Here is a 16214-nt window from a genome sequence, read left to right as displayed (position 1 = left end):
ACATATTTTTAGAGGAATACTAACTTAATAATATTTTTTATGAAAAAAATTACATTTTTATTTTTAACATTAATGATTTCGAGTTTTACTTGGGCACAATGTGGTCCAGGTGGAGGTCAATTTCCTTCTAGCGTTATTACTGTTGATGCGGATGGGGACTTAACAGGTATAAGTACTTGTAACTATACCACAGAATTTTCAGCAGTTGATGGCATTGTGGCTGGTAACGAATATGAAGTTTCTATAACTTTGGCAGGTGTAGATCTTTATGTTACTGTAGAGAACGCTGCTGATGATTCAGTTATTGATCACGGTGCAAGTCCATTTACATTTATAGCACCAGCAGGTGTTACGGGTTTACATTTAAATTGGTCAGAAGATGCTTCATGTACATATGTTGGAAGTGGTTGTAGGGTAACTACGATTCAAGATTTAACGGCAGCTGCAGACGCTTGTCCAGCACCAGAAGATTTTGAGGTATCGAATATTATGGATACTACTGCAGATTTATCATGGACAGATAGCGGTGTGGTAACTGTAGATTTCAATGTTGAAGTTTATCTTGCAGGAGAAAGTGCAGCAGATGCTAACACACCAGTTTTTTCAAATGCTAACGTGGTTGGTACAACAGTTTCAATAACTGGGCTTTCTGAATCTACGGATTACGATGCTTATATTACAGCGAATTGTAGTGGAGCAACAACCACTAGTGAGCTGGTTGGTGCAGAATCTTTTACTACCACAGCTTCATGTTCGGATGTTACCGATCTTGATGTAGAAAATGTCGCATCTACCTCTGTTGATGTTACTTTTACACCTGGAACTGGTAATGATAGTTTCCTAGTTGAAGTTTATTTGGACGGCGAAAGTGCTGCAGATTCAGATACACCTGTTTATTCTAACGCTTCGGCTACAGGTTCACCTGAGAATGTTACTGGTTTATCAATAACAACTGATTACGATGTGTACGTTACAGGTTTCTGTGATGCAACTGCAACAGCTTTAGTTGGTCCTGAGTCATTTACTACACTCACCACACCACCTACAAATGACGAATGTGCAGATGCCATTGCATTAACTGTAAATGCGGGTTACGAATGTGGTACGGTAACTCCTGGTACTACTCTTGGTGCAACTGCATCATCTGAGGACGACGCTGGCACAAGTGGTACTCCAAATAATGATGTTTGGTTTAGCTTTGTTGCAACCAGTACTGATCATAGAGTTTCTCTATTAAATGTTACTGACGTTCCTGATCAAGCACCTACTTCTACAGATATGGGAATGGCAGTTTATGATGCAACTGGTGGTTGTGCTGGCCTTGTGTTTGTGGATACTTCAGATCCTAACACGCTAAATTTAACAGACCTTACCGTTGCTACTACTTATTATGTTAGAGTATATGGTTGGTCATCGTCAATTGCATTTACAGCGCAAGCAACTTTTGATATATGCATTGGTACACAACCAACGAATACGGTTGATTTTTGTAACTTACAATTTCCAAATTCTGGAGCTATTTCAGAAGGAGATAATTTTGAAGCCTACGCCCAAGTATTTGAGGCAGGCGTTACTGAACCAGCGGGTCAAGTTGATAATATTGAAGCTTGGATAGGTTACAATACAACAGATGCCACAACTACAGCTGATTTTGAAACAGGTTGGACATGGGTTGTTGCGGATTATAATTCTGACAATGGTAATAATGACGAATATTTTGCAGAAATAGGTTCTGGTTTAGATCCAGATACATATTATTACGTCAGTAGATTTAGTATTGAGGACGGACCTTTTACATATGGTGGTATTAACCCAGGAAGTTCAGATGGAAATTTTTGGGATGGTACAAATTACGTTTCTGGTGAGTTGGTAGTTTCTCCGCCACCTGTTCCAGATAATGATTTATTTGCGGATGCCATAGTTATCGATTGTGGAAGTATAATAACTGGTACTACCTTAGGCGCAACTCAAGACGAAGCAGATGCACCAGATGATACTACAGTTGAGACTAATACAGCTGCTGATAACGACTCCCCTTGGGTTTGGTACTCTTTCACTGGTACAGGAGCATCAGAGATTGTGACCTTATCTACATGTGGTACTGCTAATACAAATTTTGATACGGAAATTTTTGTTTATACTGGTACTTCTGGGTCATTAACTTTAATTGATGATGGTTATGACGAATGTGGTGGAGCTTCTGAAAATTATGCAGCAGAAACATCTTTTACATCAGATGGTACAACAACATATTATGTAGCGATAGGAGGTTATCAGGTAGATGATGTTGGTAATTTTCAATTGACTGTATCCTGTGAAACAGTATGTACAGCAGACGCAGGGACTATAACTGCAGATGCAACACCAGTTGAATTGACCGGTGGTACAGCAACAATAAGTGCAACGCCAAACGGTGATATCGTAGTACCAACAGATTATGATGTAACCTATGTATTAACATCTGGTGCTGATTTAGTAATCGAGCAAGCAGGTGCAACACCTAGTTTTGATGTTACAGCTGCTGGAGACTATACAATTCATACGTTAGTAGCAGAAACTACTGATAATACGGATCCTAACTATTTAGACCTAAGTGTTATTGTTTTTGGAACGACAACTGGAGGTGATGTTTTAGATATTGTAAGTGCAAATGATTTATGTGCATCTCTAGATGTAACTGGGGCACCAATTGTAGTGTTAGAAGAATGTCTAGCAGATGCAGGTACTCTAACGGCTGACGCAACTCCAGTATCATTAGTAGGTGGTACAGCTACAATAAGTGCAACACCGAATGGAGATATCGTAGTACCGACGGATTACGATGTAACTTACGTACTGACATCTGGAGCAAGTTTAGTAATCGAGCAAGCAGGTGCAACACCTAGTTTTGATGTGACAACTACTGGAGACTATACAATTCACACTTTAGTTGCAGAGACCACAGATAATACAGATCCTAACTATTTAGATCTAAGTGTTATTGTTTTTGGAACGACAACTGGTGGTGATGTATTAACGCTAGTGGGCGATAATGACCTATGTGCGTCTTTAGATGTTACAGGAGCTCCAATTACTGTAGATGACAATTTAAGTATTGATGATGTTAATGAGGCTTTATTCACATACCATCCAAACCCAGTTAAAAATGCATTGACATTAAATGCTCAGAATACTATAGAGCAAGTAGCAGTGTATAACATGCTAGGTCAAGAAGTATTGACAGCTATGCCTAATTCAGTAGATAGTGATTTAGATATGTCTAACTTACAAACTGGTACTTATTTTGTTAAAGTAACTATTTCTAATGTTACTAAGACAATTAGAGTGATTAAGCAATAGCCTAATCCAATTAAAAGTTCTGAAAAGCCGCTAATTTTAGCGGCTTTTTTTTGCTTTAAATCCATTTATTAAATCTTATTTCCTCATTTTATAGAGAACAGGATTCAATTGATTTAAAGCCATAACAAGTATTAAAAATTGCATTTGGTTTAATTACCTTTGTGCACTATGAAAGCCATTGATTTTTCTTTTATCATTCCAGTTTATAACAGACCTGATGAGGTTAGGGAACTTTTAGAAAGTTTTTCAAATCTTGAAGGTCAGCACGATTATGAAATTGTGATTGTGGAGGATGGATCTTCGGAGACCTCTGAACCGGTCATTGAGAAATTTAATGATGAACTGAATATTTCTTATTACTTTAAACCAAATTCGGGTCCAGGAGATTCTAGGAATTATGGCATGCAAAAAGCGAAGGGAAACTATTTTATTATTTTGGATTCAGACGTTTTGTTGCCTTCAAATTATTTAACTGCAGTGAAAAATTTTCTGTCTCATTCTTACTACGATTGTTTTGGTGGACCAGATGCGGCACATGCTTCATTTTCTAATCTTCAAAAGGCCATAAACTTCGCAATGACGTCGTTTATAACTACAGGAGGGATCAGAGGAGGTAAGCAAAAAATAGACGAATTTCAACCTCGTAGTTTTAATATGGGTTTATCAAAAAAAGCATTTTTGGCTTCAGGTGGATTTGGGAAAATTCATCCTGGTGAAGATCCAGATTTATCCTTACGCTTGCACCAATTAGGATATAAAACAACACTTATAGAAACCGCTATTGTATTTCATAAGCGTCGTGTTTCATGGTCTAAATTTTATAAGCAAGTTCATAAATTTGGAATGGTAAGGCCGATTCTAAATCAATGGCATCCCAATTCAAAAAGTATGGTGTATTGGTTTCCTACCGTATTTAGTTTAGGGTTTATAGCTTCAATCCTTTTGTTGCTGTTTCATATTAATTTTCCATTATATTTATATGGGTTTTATTTTTCACTCGCTTTTATTTTGGCTTTAATTTCAAATCAAAATATAGTAGTAGCATTTCAGGCGTTGTTGGCTATATTTATCCAATTTTTTGGATATGGCTACGGGTTTTTGAAATCAACATTTTATTTGGTGGTCTTAGGTCGAAAACCTGAGACTTCATTTCCTCAACTGTTTTTCTAATGTATAAATGAATTCTAAGAAAAAATTGCATATACGAGATCACTTTAAGAAGAAAAGCGTTCAGCGCTTTAGTCTTTTCTTTGCCATTGCATTTGTATTTTTAATCATTTCAAAACTGTCTAACGATTACAAACAAACCATAAAACTAAAAGTTAGTTTGGTTAATGTCGATGACGAAATTTTGATAAAAAATGATTCAGCCAATTATATCAATGCCTATGTTGAAGCTAAAGGTTTTTCTTTGCTACCATTAATGTTCAAGAGTTCTAAGGCACTTTTAGTAGATTCCAAAAGTGAAGTGATTTTACAACCTAATCATTTTAAGTTCGATGTTCAAAAACACAGGTATCTTATCGAAAATCAATTGAGTAATGCCTTTGAGCTGATTTCATTGATGCCAGACTCGCTTTTGATAGCGTATTCTAAACGGGCTTCAAAATTAGTTCCAGTCAGACTTAAAAAAAATATTGGCTATGCTGTAGGTTATGATTTAAAGGGTGATTTTGAATTTAACGTCGATAGTGTAAAAATTGTCGGTGCTGCTTCTGAGGTTAATAAAATTGTTTCAATTTCTACTGAAGAATTAGTTGAAACTGACGTAAAGAGTGATATCAAAAAAACGATAAAACTGGATATTTCAAATTTTGAAAATATTGAAATTTTTCCGAAAGAAGTTTCTGTACGTGGTAAGGTTGCTCGGTTTACTGAAGGAACAGCCGAAGTACCAATTACCATCAGAAATCAGCCTCAAAATATCACCATCAATTATTTTCCTAAAACCGTGAACGTTTCCTACTATGTAGATTTAGAAAATTATAATGGAATAAAAAATTCAGATTTTAAAGTTGAGTGTGATTATGCAGACTTAGAAGCTGAACAAACCTTTTTAATACCAAAGGTGGTTAAAAAACCAGATTTTGTAAAGCATGTTAATATCAAACAAAAACGAATCGATTTTATAAAATTATAACATGGTAGTAGTTGGACTAACAGGAGGTATAGGGAGTGGGAAGACAACAATTCTTAACTATTTTCAATCATTAGGAGTACCTATTTATATCGCAGACGCTGAGGCCAAGGCTTTAATGAACCGTTCAAAGGTTATTAAAAGAAAATTGATTGAGTTATTTGGTAAAGAGGCGTACAAAGATGGTCAGTTGAATAGACCGTACTTATCTTCAAAAATTTTTAATGATAAGCGTTTACTTTCTAGAATGAACACCATCGTTCACCCAAAAGTAGCATCACATTTTAAGCGTTGGCTAAAAAAACAAAACACCGAATATGTCATAAAAGAGGCGGCAATCATTTTTGAAAATAATTTAGAAAATCAATACAACTATATCATTACAGTCGTTGCCAACGAGGATTTAAGAATTAGCCGTGTTATGAAACGCGATGCTGTCTCAAAAGAAAAAGTGAAGTCCATCATAAAAAATCAGCTATCTGATGCTGATAAGATTGAAAAATCTGATTTTGTTATTTATAATAATGATTTGGAAGAGGCTAAAATACAGGCCTATGAGATTCATAAAAACATTCTCAAAAAAATAAAGCCATAATAAAGAACTTTCATTTGTTAACGTTAGGTTAAACCTAATTTATACTAAATGTTAAAATGTTAAATTTGACTGATGGGCAAAAAGCTATTCGTGTTATTGATAGTCTTAATGAGTTTATCGCTCATAGGAATTATTTTTGTACAATCATATTTTATAAATAATAGTATAGAAAATGAGAACAAAAACTTTACGCTGAGTGTAAAACGGTCGTTAAGTTATGTGTCTAAATCCATTGCGGACTATGAGTTCAGGGACTATTTTGAGAGGCTCCAACCTTATTTAAACAACGATAATAAGGCAGACACGTCTATAATAAAACAATTATTTATTACGGATGAAGATGATATCAACGACAAAACCATTATACATCGTAATACCGTTTTAGAAGAGCGTTTTAGAGTGCCATCCATGTTCATTGAAATTGATGCAGATAGTTTTAATATCAGTAAATTGTATAGTGAGCGTGTTACAGAAACGTATAACACAACCACCATTGATGGAGTTAGACGAATAGATCCGGAAAAGCGATTAAGGGAATATTCTTCACTGGGAGCACTGGATAAGCAAATGTATGAGGATACTTTTAAATCTTTTTTAAAGGATAAGCCGGTTTATAAAAGAATTTCGAAACAACAAGTTGAAACTTTATTAAAGCGTGAGTTAGAAGATGAAGGTATAAATCTTGATTTCGAATTTGCCATCTATGACAATGATTTGGCAACTAAAGTTCAATCCGATAATTTTGAATATGTAGATCCTTATGGAATACCTGTTTTTTTAGACAATAATAACGAAAGCAGTTATAAGCTTTTAGTTGATTTTCCGGATCGGAAAAAGTATTTGTTATCGTCAATTTTATGGATGATTGTACTTTCAATCATATTTACCAGTATTATAATTATTGCTTATACCAGTGCGATTTATCAGTTAATTAAACAACGGCAAATATCGCAGATTAAAACTGATTTTATTAATAATATGACCCATGAGTTTAAAACACCGATTGCGACTATTAACTTGGCTTTAGACTCCATAAAGAATCCTAAGATACTTAGTGACCAAGAAAAGGTATTGCGTTACTTGGGAATGATAAAAGAAGAAAACAAACGTATGCATGCCCAAGTGGAAAATGTATTGCGTATATCTAAGTTAGATAAAAACGAACTGAATATAAGTAAGGAACGGCATGAGTTGCACGACTTAGTTGAAGATGCGATTACTCATGTAGAACTTATAGTTGAGGATCGAAAAGGCTATGTTAAAGCACATTTGGATGCTGAACATTCATCGGTTTTGGCAAATGAGACCCATTTTACAAATGTGATCGTCAATATTTTGGACAATGCTATAAAATATTCAGACGATGCACCAAAAATTGACGTATATACCGAAAATGTTGGTAATAGCATTCTATTAAAAATAGCCGACCAAGGCAATGGAATGTCTAAAGCAGTTGCTAAGCGTGTGTTCGAAAAATTTTATAGAGAGCACACAGGAAATGTCCATAATGTGAAAGGACATGGATTAGGTTTGGCTTACGTGAAAAGAATAGTAGATGACCATCAAGGTCATATATCAGTAGAAAGTGAAAAAGGAAAAGGCAGTACTTTTATTGTAAAGATGCCGTTAATATCATAAAAAACGAATTATGGAAGAACAAAATAAAAAAATACTTTTAGTTGAAGACGATCCAAATTTTGGAACGGTGTTAAAAGATTATTTAATGATGAACGATTATGATGTAGTCCATGCTAAAAATGGTATGGAAGGATTTGAAAAGTTCAAAAAGGACGATTACGACCTTTGCATTTTAGACGTTATGATGCCTTACAAAGATGGTTTTACCTTAGCGAAAGAAATACGTGAAAAAAATACGGATGTGCCAATCATTTTCCTAACCGCAAAGGCGATGAAAGAAGATGTGCTTAAAGGGTACAAAGTAGGGGCGGACGACTATCTCAATAAACCGTTTGACAGTGAGGTGTTATTGATGAAAATCAAAGCGATAATGCAACGCAAAGCAACGGATACTGTTGCAGATAGTAAACAATTTGAATTTAAGATCGGTCGTTTTGACCTCAATTCTAAACTGCGTTTCTTAAAATTTGATGGTGGAGATCCTGAAAAACTATCTCCAAAAGAAAACGAATTGTTACGTTTGTTGGCATTGCACGAAAATGATTTAATGCCAAGGGAATTAGCGCTTACCAAAATATGGAGAGACGATAATTATTTTACCTCTCGTAGTATGGACGTTTACATTGCTAAATTGCGAAAATACTTAAAACCAGATCCTAATGTTGAAATTTTGAATATCCATGGTGAAGGCTTTAGGTTGGTTGTTAATGGAGATAACTAACCTATAGAATAATTTTTATATGAATATAAAAATCCAGTTCTCATGAGCTGGTTTTTTTGTTTGAATTGATGAATAAATGAATAAGGTATTAAAAGGGATTACAATAGCGTTAGTTATTTTTATATTTTGGATAATAAATAAAGCCAATAAAGGGGCGCCAAATGTATTTATTGAATTTTCAAATTCTATTTATTATGGTGATAAAATAGGTCATTTTTTTATCTATGGAATTTTAACTTTACTAGCTAATCTGGTATTTAAAAACAGGTCAGTATTCTCGAGTCAAAATGTACCACTTGGATCCGTACTTGTATCTGTATTTGTGCTAGTCGAAGAATTGAGTCAGATATATTTTCCTAAGCGTAATTTAGACATAATAGACCTCATTGCCGACGCTTTAGGAATTTTGTGTTTTACCTTAATTGGAAATTTTCTATTTAATAAAGGCTATGTCAAATATAAAAAGGCTGAAAGCCGCTAAGCTAGTTAAGCTGCGAACTAATGTGATTTATAATCTCATCAACATCAGTTTCAAAATCAAACCATGCAATGGAATCGTCTTTTCTGAACCAAGTGAGTTGTCTTTTGGCGAAACGCCTGGTATTCTTTTTAATTTCGGAAATTGCAAATTCTAAAGTCCAATGGCCATCAATAAATTGAAATAATTCCTTATAACCAACCGTGTTTAAAGCATTGTGATGTTTGTATGGTGTAAGTGATTTTACTTCAGCCAACAAACCGTTTTCAAGCATTAAATCTACACGTTGATTGATTCTATCGTAAATAGTGGAACGTTTAGCATATAGTCCAATAGAAATCGTTTTAAAATTTCGATTTTTTTCAGGGTTGGTAAGAAAAGATGAATATGGTTTACCAGTGCTTATACAAATTTCTAAAGCTCTAATAACCCTTTGTGGGTTATCTATTGCAATAGTTTCATAGGCTACTGAATCTAATGACTTTAGCTGTTCTTGCAAATGGATGAGCCCTTTTTCTTCAAGTTGAAGATTGAGATCTGTTCTAATATGAGGTTCAGCTTCAGGAAAGTAATCCAAGCCTTTAGTTACTGCTTTAACGTATAATCCAGAACCACCAACCATGACAACTATAGGATTTTTTTCATGCAAAACACTAATTTTAGCAATAGCATCACGTTCAAAATCGCCAACATTATAATCATCTTCAATGGATTTGTTCTGAATAAAATGGTGTGGAGCCGCATTTAACTCCTCTTCAAATGGAACAGCCGTTCCAATAGACATTTCTTTATAAAATTGACGTGAATCTGCCGAAATAATTTCGGCATTAAAATGTTGAGCTAATTTGATACTCAAAGCGGTTTTACCAATAGCAGTTGGGCCAACTATGGAAATAAGAACTTTAGTCATGGTGTAATTGAAATCCACATTTATGACAGAATTCAGCATCATCTTGATGCTTTGTAGCCAAACAATTCATGCAGGTCTGGGTATTTAATGTCACATTCTTAACATGCTTATATTCTTCGTCAGATAATTTTTTCTTATTCGTATCATTTTCTGAAGCTTTGGTATATTCAGCAGATACAATACCTGTTGGTACGGCTATAATACCATAACCTAAAATCATGATTAGCGTGGCAATAAATTGTCCTAATGCAGTTTGAGGCGCAATATCTCCAAAACCAACTGTGGTCAAGGTTACGATACACCAATAAACACTTTTAGGAATATTATCAAACCCATTTTCTTCACCTTCTACCAAATACATAATGGTGCCAAAAATTGTCGCTGCAATAATTACAGCAAACAAGAAGACCGAAATTTTTGCTCTACTGGCCTTAATAGCACTTGCCAATTGATTGGAAGCACCCATAAAACGCACCAATTTAAGAATTCTAAAAATTCTCAATAACCGCAAAGCCCTTAAAGCAACCAAGGCATGCGTACCGATAAATATAAGTGATAAATACTTAGGGATTGTGGATAGTAAATCGATGATGCCGTAAAAACTCGTAATATATTTTAAAGGTTTCTTTACGGTTATAATTCTCAAGAAGTACTCAATAGTAAATAAGATGGTAATGATCCATTCAGAGATATTCAAAAATGAATGAAACCTGAGATCAAAGCTTTTAATACTTTCCAACATTACTAGAATAATGCTGGCAACGATAGCTATGAGAAGAACGACATCGAATAATTTTCCCGCAGGCGTATCCGCTTCGTAAATGATTTCATGAAGTTTTGTTTTCCAATTGTGTTTATCGTAAGGTTCCATATTTTAAAAGTACGAAAAGTAATTCTATTGTTTTTCAAAAACAATTACAGTGTTATTTTGAAGCTCTACAAGCTTACTCATAAATTCTTTTAAATAGGGGTAAAATTCTGGTGAATAGATAGGTAAATTGAACTTAACTTTGAAATATAATATAAGTTGGTCATTAATTCGGTCAACATTTAATAGAATGTTCCCGGCATCATTAGGCAATGAATAATTAACTGTTGAAGGCGTTTCGATAATTCCATAGTCTTCATTTAGGCTTACTTGCATACTATAAATATAAACATCCTTATACCCAAAATCAATAGGATAAGATCTTTCTTGAAGTTTAAACGGGTTTTCTTCAAAAAATTTTATAATGAATGGATTTAAATAGATTTTATTTCCAATAACTTCCGGTTCTATTGCAATATCAATAATTTCTTTAAAAGATGGTTTCGATTTATCATAATCATTAACTTCATGATTTTCAATTTTTATATCTGAATGCACATTTATTTTGTTCTCAAAATACGCCTCGGAATTCTCATCGTATAGTTGCTTAGGTTGGTGAGAGTGATAACCAGTAAAATTACTTTCTATTGCTCCTGAAAATTGATTGTCAATATCTAAAGTTAATCTAACGCGATGTACCCTAGTTGAGAAATCGTCAACATTTATGTCTTCCCAATAACTTCCATTGTCAAAATCCATTAAGCGACCGTATTGATTTAGAGTTCTAAAGGGAATTTCTCCAAACGACAAATAGGGTTCTGTTGCATCTAAAAAATAATCTTTATCATCTATTGTGGTCTTCAAAATCAAATAGTTAAAATCTGTAAGCACTGGAAAAATCTTTGTAGCAAGTCCATTTCCTCTAGTTGAAATTAAAATCGCAAATACTTTAAAACCTTCATTTGTCAAGAGATTTTCTAACAATAAATTAATTTCAAAAACACTACCAACTTTTTCTTTAATTAGATTTTTAACAGACACATCATAACGCTCCGATTTTCCATTCCATTTATAATTGTCCAGTACAAATTGATAAATGGCATGAGCTTTATCTAGATTTGTATCCATTGAAACAATAGACTCTGGCAGAATGTTTTTTACCAAACTTCTTTTGCTTACCTGTCTCCCAAAATCAGAATCCGTCTTTAGTTCATTATCTACATCTTTCCATGTCTTGGTCATCTCATCAACTTTTCCGTCAAACCCTCTAAATACACTCAATTCGTATTCTACTCTAGACATATAGTTTAGGGCAGTTGTAGTAAAGTCTTCTGGCTTATAAGCTGGTACATTTTTCATTATATATTTAGAAACATAACAATTGGCACTTGAGCCGTTTCCACCTCTAAGACAATCTTTCTCTATGCTTGTATCGTGAGTGTCTAAAGGTATACCACCCACAAGTTTTACATGGTACTCATAATTACCTGGAATGCTTGTATTGTACTCGCTATACAAAACGGGATCCGTACTTTGAAAATACCAAGGCTGATATTTAGTCATAAAGCGAGATTGTGTTTCGTAGCTAATCGTAATGACGCTTCCTACCTTTACTTTGGGCAACACAAATTTCACTAAAGTATATTTCTCATGCTCCTCTTCAAAAATGGCATCCTTAGTTAATTCTGTTATTACAACCTTGTCATTTTCTAGATTATATGTTGCGCCTTTAATATTTTTAATTATTTCTTCTGAAGATTTTCCTTTATAAAGTTTTACTTCAAACGCTCCTCTCTTAATACCCTCAGTTCTTAAAATTTTAATTTTTTGTTCTATTTGAACTCTTAACCAATAAGTGGTATTATCTATAAAACTGTTACCATAATCATATATTACTAATGCATTGGCAGTAGAGTCTTTTGCGTAAGAATTGTGCTTCAAATCGCTTTTATAAACTCGCTTTGTTACATTGTATTCTTGAGAAAAACTTGAACAAGATATGATTAGTGCTATAATTAATAATCTCAATTTCATTAACTTTTATTTTAAATCTATAGTTTTAAGTCTTTTATTCCGTCTCATATAACTTTGTATGATATGCTGCGTATCTCTGTTATTTTCCATAGGTGTAATAAGAGATTTCAAAATTGCCCTATTATTTATTTGATGATTTAAGTCAAAAAAGCCCATCCCTTTAAAAATGCCATTTTCAATTAAAAACGCACATTTTTCTTCAATAGTTCGACCTTTGTCTATAATCAGCATGTCTTTTTTATCATAGCTGTATTTTTGTATAAGCGAATTCACTCTTTTATTATAGTCATTTACCGACTCTTCATTTATACATGCACCTTGGCATTCTTTTACGCCGTACTTAAAACAACTTGTTTTTGTGGATTCTAAGCCTGTGAGTTTTTGGCATAAATTGTATTCATCAACGACTTTAAACATAAAGTGCTTACCACTGGCTCTAGTACTAAATGTGGTAATAGGAATTTCTTCTCTGTCGGATGTATCGATATAAAGATTTACGTATCCGTTTTTATCTGTAAAACTGTAAAGCGCGTGTGAGAAAATGTGTCTTCGTAAAGCTCTATTAAAAATAGGTTTATTTTTTTTGATTTCTGCACTTTCTTTTAGTAGTGCGGCCAATTCATTTCCTGTTTTCTCATAAGTAACTGTACTTACTAATTTTTGAATTTTCTTAGACTTAGAATTGGTCCCTGTAAAATGTTGAATAATGCGCTTTCTTATATTCTTACTTTTTCCGATGTAGATAATGTCACCATCGCTATTATGAATGTAATAAACGCCTGTATCCGAAGGTAGCGCTTCAATCATAGCATTGAGATTTGGTGCAATTTTAGATTTTTGTTCAATCTTAATGGCATCTTTTACAATGACCTTATCCAGATCCTTATTCAGTAACATTTTAAACAACTTCACGGTTGCCATGGCATCACCATTGGCTCTGTGCCTATCAGCCATAGGAATACCTAATGCGCGTGTTAATTTTCCAAGACTATAGGACTCCATATCCGGAATAAGCTGTTGGGCAAGTTCTACGGTACAAAGGCTTTTTCGTTTAAAAGGAAAACCTAAACGTTTGAATTCAGTTTTTAGGATTCTGTAATCAAAGGACGAATTATGAGCCACAATAATACAATCTTCGGTAATCTCCACAATGCGTTTTGCCACCTCATAAAATTTTGGCGCATTTTTTAGCATGCTAGAATTAATACCTGTAAGATTGACCACAAAAGGTTGAATTTCCCGTTCAGGATTGACCAACGAAATAAATTGATCGGTTACTTTATGACCATCAAATTGGTAGATTGCAATTTCCGTGATACCTTCTTCATTGAACTTGCCACCTGTGGTTTCTATGTCTAGTATTGCGTAGATATTGTTTGTCGTTTAGTTGTTTCCCATTGTACTGCGGACATTTACCCAAATGGGAAAATTAGGAATGTTTAATAATGCATGTCATCATAATTTAGTTTTTAAGTCGATGGCACAAAACTGAGACTATTTTTTATTCATAATAGAGCTAGCTGAAAACTGCGACCCGCCCGAACGTGCCTTTTCGGCATAGGCAGGCGGTGACTGAAAACTAATTTCTCTCTCCAAATATACTACTTCCTACACGAATCATTGTACTTCCGCAGTCAATTGCCAATTGATAATCGCCACTCATTCCCATACTTATGGTTTTGAGCTCAGGTTGTAATGATTTAAGTTCTGTAAATGTGTGTTTTAGGAATTTGAATTCTTTTTCAACCTGATTCATATTGTCCGTAAAAGTTGCCATTCCCATTACACCGACAATCTTAATATTTTTTAATTCTGAGATTTTTTCAGATTTTAATAGGGAAGTAGCATCATCAGCAGACATACCAAATTTACTATCTTCTTCCGCAATTTTAATTTGAAGCAAACAGTTGATAATTTTATCGTGTTTTTTGGCTTGCTTATTAATTTCCTTCAGCAATTTGAAACTATCCACACCATGAATTAAGTTGACAAATTCTGCCATGTATTTTACTTTATTGCGCTGAACATGGCCAATCATGTGCCATTTAATGTCTTTTGGCATTTCTTCGTACTTTTCAACCATTTCTTGGATTTTATTTTCTCCAAAAACACGTTGACCAGCATTATAAGCTTCCATTAAATCGCTTATAGGTTTCGTTTTAGAAACTGCCACTAAAGTGACGCTTTCTGGTATGGTTGATTTTATATCTTTTAAGTTTTGTTCTATGTTCATCTTTGATGTTTGTAGTTAATTTGTTTGTTGTTAAGTTTTACGACTCAACAATAAACGAATCAACATTTATTAATATTCATAAATCGTAATTCCACTCCTCAATTTAGGTAAAATATAAGTACTTTTAGGTGGCATTCGTAAACCTTCATCCGCAATCTGTTTCATTTGTTCCACATTTGAAGGACACATTCCGAAGCCAACCGTAAATTCGCCACTATCCACGCTGCTTTTTATAGTGACCATTTCATGCTGACCGTTAACATATGAAATTCGATTGTCTTTTCTTAAATCGTTAATACCTAAAATCGGTTGAAGAATGGTTTTGTAAAGTACTTGGGCATCAAGCTGATCTAAGGCCGTTTTAAATTCGTACGCTGTTTTTCGTAGGTAAAGGGAATAAAACTCGCCATCTAAATACATGCTAAAGTGATGTGGTTTTGATGGATTGTATGGCATTACACCTCTATTTTCAATACGATAAAATTCGTCTAACTTTATTAAAAATTCTTCTTTGCTCAAGCCATTTAAGTCTTTTATCAGTCGGTTAAACTCATGAATGACCAAATCAGATTCTGGAATTAAATAGGACATAAAAAAGTTGTAAGACTCATCACCATTATGATTCGGATTTTTTGCTTTTTCATCTCTGTATAATAAATAAGAAGACGCTGATCTGTGATGACCATCTGCAATATAAACTTTATTCATTTTATTGAATTCCTCTTGAATAGTCGCAATGGTTTCATCATTATCTATTTTCCATAAATAATGTGTGTCTCTATAGGTCATGGTAAATTCAAACTCGGCATAACCTTTTTGCGTTTCTTTAATAATCTCAGCAATTGTAGTATTATCAGGATAGGTTAGGAGTACAGGCTCTGCATTGAAACCTACGGTTTGAATATAGGTTTTAAAGGTTTCTTCGCGTTTGGCAATAGTATCCTCATGCTTTTTGATGATATCCTTTTCGTAATCTTCAGCGCTTGTGGCAGCAATGATTCCGCTAAATTTTTGTCCCAGTCGATTCACAATTTTATACACATAAAACGAAGGCTTTTCATCTTGAATAAAAATACCATCTTCCTTAAATTCCAAGTAACGGTTTTTTACCAACCGATAACGTTCTTCTCCTGTAACTTCCTGATCGTATTTATAACCAGGATTCACAATATGAAGAAAACTGTAAGGATTATAAGCCATTCTTGATTCGCGTTCATTCAAAGTATAACTCTGATAAGGACGTGAGGCCACAAGACCGACGATAGCTCTGGTTGGTTTTACAGCTTTGAATGGGATTATTTTTGGCATATTGTTGGTTTCA

General features: G+C 34.1%; 13 protein-coding genes. 7 read left to right on the top strand and 6 right to left on the bottom strand.

Annotated elements, in window-relative coordinates; all coding sequences use genetic code 11:
* Positions 1–39: 39 nt before the first annotated feature.
* From HM987_RS10120 to HM987_RS10090, 7 genes are all read left to right on the top strand, one after another.
* The gene (locus HM987_RS10120; RefSeq protein ID WP_179007737.1) at positions 40–3339 is read left to right on the top strand and encodes a T9SS type A sorting domain-containing protein; all 3300 of its coding nucleotides are present in this window, start codon (positions 40–42) and stop codon (positions 3337–3339) included.
* 168 nt (positions 3340–3507) lie between these two features.
* Entirely contained in the window at positions 3508–4509 is a 1002-nt protein-coding gene (locus HM987_RS10115; protein WP_179007735.1) for a glycosyltransferase, read from the top strand.
* A gap of 7 nt (positions 4510–4516) precedes the next feature.
* Entirely contained in the window at positions 4517–5479 is a 963-nt protein-coding gene (locus tag HM987_RS10110; RefSeq protein WP_179007733.1) for a YbbR-like domain-containing protein, read from the top strand.
* 1 nt (position 5480) lies between these two features.
* Positions 5481–6071 (top strand): dephospho-CoA kinase, encoded by a 591-nt coding sequence (coaE, locus tag HM987_RS10105; RefSeq protein ID WP_179007732.1) that lies wholly within the window; start codon positions 5481–5483, stop codon positions 6069–6071.
* 72 nt (positions 6072–6143) lie between these two features.
* Entirely contained in the window at positions 6144–7709 is a 1566-nt protein-coding gene (locus HM987_RS10100) for a sensor histidine kinase (protein WP_179007731.1), read from the top strand.
* A gap of 10 nt (positions 7710–7719) precedes the next feature.
* On the top strand, positions 7720–8430 hold the full coding sequence (locus HM987_RS10095; RefSeq protein ID WP_179007730.1) for a response regulator transcription factor: 711 nt from the start codon (positions 7720–7722) through the stop codon (positions 8428–8430).
* Positions 8431–8506: 76 nt separating this feature from the next.
* Positions 8507–8911: a VanZ family protein gene (locus tag HM987_RS10090; RefSeq protein ID WP_179007729.1), complete on the top strand. Its 405-nt coding sequence runs from the start codon at positions 8507–8509 to the stop codon at positions 8909–8911.
* Position 8912: 1 nt separating this feature from the next.
* Here HM987_RS10090 and miaA read toward each other — a convergent pair whose 3' ends face one another.
* The 6 genes from miaA to HM987_RS10060 all read right to left on the bottom strand — a co-directional run bounded on the left by miaA (position 8913) and on the right by HM987_RS10060 (position 16201).
* Positions 8913–9860, bottom strand: coding sequence for a tRNA (adenosine(37)-N6)-dimethylallyltransferase MiaA (miaA, locus tag HM987_RS10085; protein WP_229724365.1), 948 nt, complete (start codon positions 9858–9860; stop codon positions 8913–8915).
* Positions 9811–10689 (bottom strand): ion transporter, encoded by an 879-nt coding sequence (locus tag HM987_RS10080; RefSeq protein ID WP_179007728.1) that lies wholly within the window; start codon positions 10687–10689, stop codon positions 9811–9813. The genes miaA and HM987_RS10080 overlap by 50 nt, the downstream gene beginning before the upstream one ends.
* Before the next feature lie 24 nt (positions 10690–10713).
* Positions 10714–12660, bottom strand: coding sequence for a DUF3857 domain-containing protein (locus HM987_RS10075; RefSeq protein WP_179007727.1), 1947 nt, complete (start codon positions 12658–12660; stop codon positions 10714–10716).
* A 6-nt stretch (positions 12661–12666) separates the two neighbouring features.
* Complete coding sequence (locus HM987_RS10070) at positions 12667–14031, bottom strand: exonuclease domain-containing protein (RefSeq protein WP_179009987.1); 1365 nt, start codon at positions 14029–14031, stop codon at positions 12667–12669.
* 208 nt (positions 14032–14239) lie between these two features.
* A complete protein-coding gene (locus tag HM987_RS10065) occupies positions 14240–14893 on the bottom strand; it encodes a YggS family pyridoxal phosphate-dependent enzyme (RefSeq protein WP_179007726.1) in 654 nt (217 codons plus the stop codon).
* A gap of 69 nt (positions 14894–14962) precedes the next feature.
* A complete protein-coding gene (locus tag HM987_RS10060; RefSeq protein WP_179007725.1) occupies positions 14963–16201 on the bottom strand; it encodes a DUF1015 domain-containing protein in 1239 nt (412 codons plus the stop codon).
* Between the last annotated feature and the right edge of the window lie 13 nt (positions 16202–16214).

It is taken from the genome of Winogradskyella forsetii, from assembly GCF_013394595.1.
Lineage (GTDB): Bacteria > Bacteroidota > Bacteroidia > Flavobacteriales > Flavobacteriaceae > Winogradskyella > Winogradskyella forsetii.
Note: the sequence above shows the minus strand (reverse complement) of the source record. Positions and strands in the feature narration are given on the sequence as shown.